This is a genomic window from Acinetobacter kookii (genome assembly GCF_900096895.1).
GTDB classification, from domain to species: Bacteria; Pseudomonadota; Gammaproteobacteria; order Pseudomonadales; family Moraxellaceae; genus Acinetobacter; species Acinetobacter kookii.
In genome coordinates this window covers 2524-5765 of sequence record NZ_FMYO01000019.1, presented here as the reverse complement: position 1 = coordinate 5765, position 3242 = coordinate 2524, and the positions used below count along the sequence as shown (strand labels likewise).

The following is a 3242-nucleotide window of genomic DNA, read 5'->3' as shown; positions in this document are numbered from 1 at the left end:
GAATAATGAGCTGGCGATGACTTACTCTCACATGGGTAATCCCACACTACCATCAGCGCTAAGAGGTTTCACTTCTGAGTTCGGGAAGGGATCAGGTGGTTCACTCTTGCTATGGTCGCCAGCACAACTGTTATGACTTTGCGTTTGGTCTTATTCGCTTTGCATTGCTGCGTTGCTTGCCGTTGCTTGGTCAAATGAGCTATTAACAGGTATATCTGAGTTTCGTATTTTGTTCTTTAGCGTTCACTAAATCAAGTTTTTGTGTGATCGTTAGATCAATATAAAATCAATTGATGCTTGAATACAACAACTGTTTGGGTGTTGTATAGTCAAGCCTCACGAGCAATTAGTATTGGTCAGCTTCACATGTCACCATGCTTCCACATCCAACCTATCAACGTCGTAGTCTTCAACGGCTCTTTAGAGGACATAAAGTCCTAGGGAAATCTTATCTTGAGGTAGGCTTCCCGCTTAGATGCTTTCAGCGGTTATCCCTTCCGAACATAGCTACCCGGCGATGCGACTGGCGTCACAACCGGTACACCAGAGGTTCGTCCACTCTGGTCCTCTCGTACTAGGAGCAGATCCTCTCAAATTTCCAACGCCCACGGTAGATAGGGACCGAACTGTCTCACGACGTTCTAAACCCAGCTCGCGTACCTCTTTAAATGGCGAACAGCCATACCCTTGGGACCTGCTTCAGCCCCAGGATGAGATGAGCCGACATCGAGGTGCCAAACACCGCCGTCGATATGAACTCTTGGGCGGTATCAGCCTGTTATCCCCAGAGTACCTTTTATCCGTTGAGCGATGGCCCTTCCATACAGAACCACCGGATCACTAAGACCTACTTTCGTACCTGCTCGACTTGTGGGTCTCGCAGTTAAGCGCGCTTTTGCCTTTATACTCTACGCGTGATTTCCGACCACGCTGAGCGCACCTTCGTACTCCTCCGTTACTCTTTAGGAGGAGACCGCCCCAGTCAAACTACCCACCAGACATGGTCCTCGTCCCGGATAACGGGACAGAGTTAGAACCTCAATATTACCAGGGTGGTATTTCAAGGACGGCTCCATCAGAACTGGCGTCCTGATTTCAAAGCCTCCCACCTATCCTACACAAGTAAGATCAAAGTTCAATGTCAAGCTGCAGTAAAGGTTCACGGGGTCTTTCCGTCTAGCCGCGGGTACACCGCATCTTCACGGCGATTTCGATTTCACTGAGCCTCTGCTGGAGACAGCGCCCCCATCATTATGCCATTCGTGCAGGTCGGAACTTACCCGACAAGGAATTTCGCTACCTTAGGACCGTTATAGTTACGGCCGCCGTTTACTGGGGCTTCGATCAAGAGCTTCGCTTACGCTAACCCCATCAATTAACCTTCCAGCACCGGGCAGGCATCACACCCTATACGTCCACTTTCGTGTTTGCAGAGTGCTATGTTTTTAATAAACAGTTGCAGGGGCCTGGTTTCTGTGGCTGCTCTCAGCTCAGGAAGCAAGTTCCATCACCAAAAGCAGCGTACCTTCTCCCGAAGTTACGGTACCATTTTGCCTAGTTCCTTCAGCAGAGTTCTCTCAAGCGCTTTGGTCTACTCGACCTGACCACCTGTGTCGGTTTCGGGTACGATTCCAGTGTAACTGAAGCTTAGAGACTTTTCCTGGAAGTATGGTATCAGCCACTTCACTGTACAAGTACAGCTTGCTATCAGATCTCAGCATAGAGCACCCCGGATTTGCCTAAGATGCATGCCTACTTCCTTCCACCTGGACAACCAACGCCAGGCTGACTTAACCTTCTCCGTCCTCTCATCGCATTACACTGAAGTATTGGAATATTAACCAATTTCCCATCGACTACGCCTTTCGGCCTCGCCTTAGGGGTCGACTCACCCAGCCCCGATTAACGTTGGACTGGAACCCTTGGTCTTTCAGCGAGCGGGTTTTTCACCCGCTTTGTCGTTACTCACGTCAGCATTCGCACTTCTGATACCTCCAGCAGACTTCTCAATCCACCTTCATCGGCTTACAGAACGCTCCCCTACCACGTATACAATGTATACATCCGCAGCTTCGGCACATAGTTTTAGCCCCGTTACATCTTCCGCGCAGGCCGACTCGACTAGTGAGCTATTACGCTTTCTTTAAAGGGTGGCTGCTTCTAAGCCAACCTCCTAGCTGTCTATGCCTTCCCACATCGTTTCCCACTTAACTATGATTTTGGGGCCTTAGCTGGCGGTCTGGATTGTTTTCCTCTTGACTACGGACGTTAGCACCCGCAGTCTGTCTCCCGGATAGTACTCATTGGTATTCGGAGTTTGCATCGGTTTGGTAAGTCGGGATGACCCCCTAGCCGAAACAGTGCTCTACCCCCAATGGTATTCGTCCGAGGCGCTACCTAAATAGCTTTCGGGGAGAACCAGCTATCACCGAGTTTGATTAGCCTTTCACCCCTATCCACAAGTCATCCCCTGGCTTTTCAACGACAGTGGGTTCGGTCCTCCAGTCAGTGTTACCTAACCTTCAACCTGCTCATGGATAGATCACCCGGTTTCGGGTCTATACCCAGCAACTAAACGCCCTATTAAGACTCGATTTCTCTACGGCTCCCCTATACGGTTAACCTTGCTACTGAATATAAGTCGCTGACCCATTATACAAAAGGTACGCAGTCACCGAACAAGTCGGCTCCCACTGCTTGTATGCATGCGGTTTCAGGATCTATTTCACTCCCCTCACAGGGGTTCTTTTCGCCTTTCCCTCACGGTACTGGTTCACTATCGGTCAGTCAGGAGTATTTAGCCTTGGAGGATGGTCCCCCCATATTCAGACAAGGTTTCACGTGCCTCGCCCTACTCGACATCATCATATAAGCCCTTTCGTGTACAGGACTATCACCTACTATGGTTGCACTTCCCAGAGCATTCCACTAAAGCTTATATGACTTAATGGGCTTTTCCCCGTTCGCTCGCCGCTACTGAGGGAATCTCAATTGATTTCTTTTCCTAAGGGTACTGAGATGTTTCACTTCCCCTCGTTTGCCTCATACACCTATGTATTCAGTGTATGATACCTACCTTATGGTAAGTGGGTTCCCCCATTCAGAAATCTCCGGATCACAGGATATTTGCCGCCTCCCCGGAGCTTATCGCAGGCTATTACGTCTTTCATCGCCTCTGACTGCCAAGGCATCCACCACATGCACTTAATTACTTGACTATACAACCCCAAACAGTCGTTTAT

The 3242-nt window shown here is 49.5% G+C and carries 2 rRNA genes; both read right to left on the bottom strand.

Annotation, left to right across the window (positions count from 1 at the left end):
- Nucleotides 1–8: 8 nt before the first annotated feature.
- Nucleotides 9–123: ribosomal RNA gene (rrf, locus tag BLP85_RS14755) — 5S ribosomal RNA — on the bottom strand.
- A 202-nt stretch (nt 124–325) separates the two neighbouring features.
- Nucleotides 326–3218, bottom strand: a 23S ribosomal RNA gene (locus BLP85_RS14750).
- Nucleotides 3219–3242 lie beyond the last annotated feature (24 nt).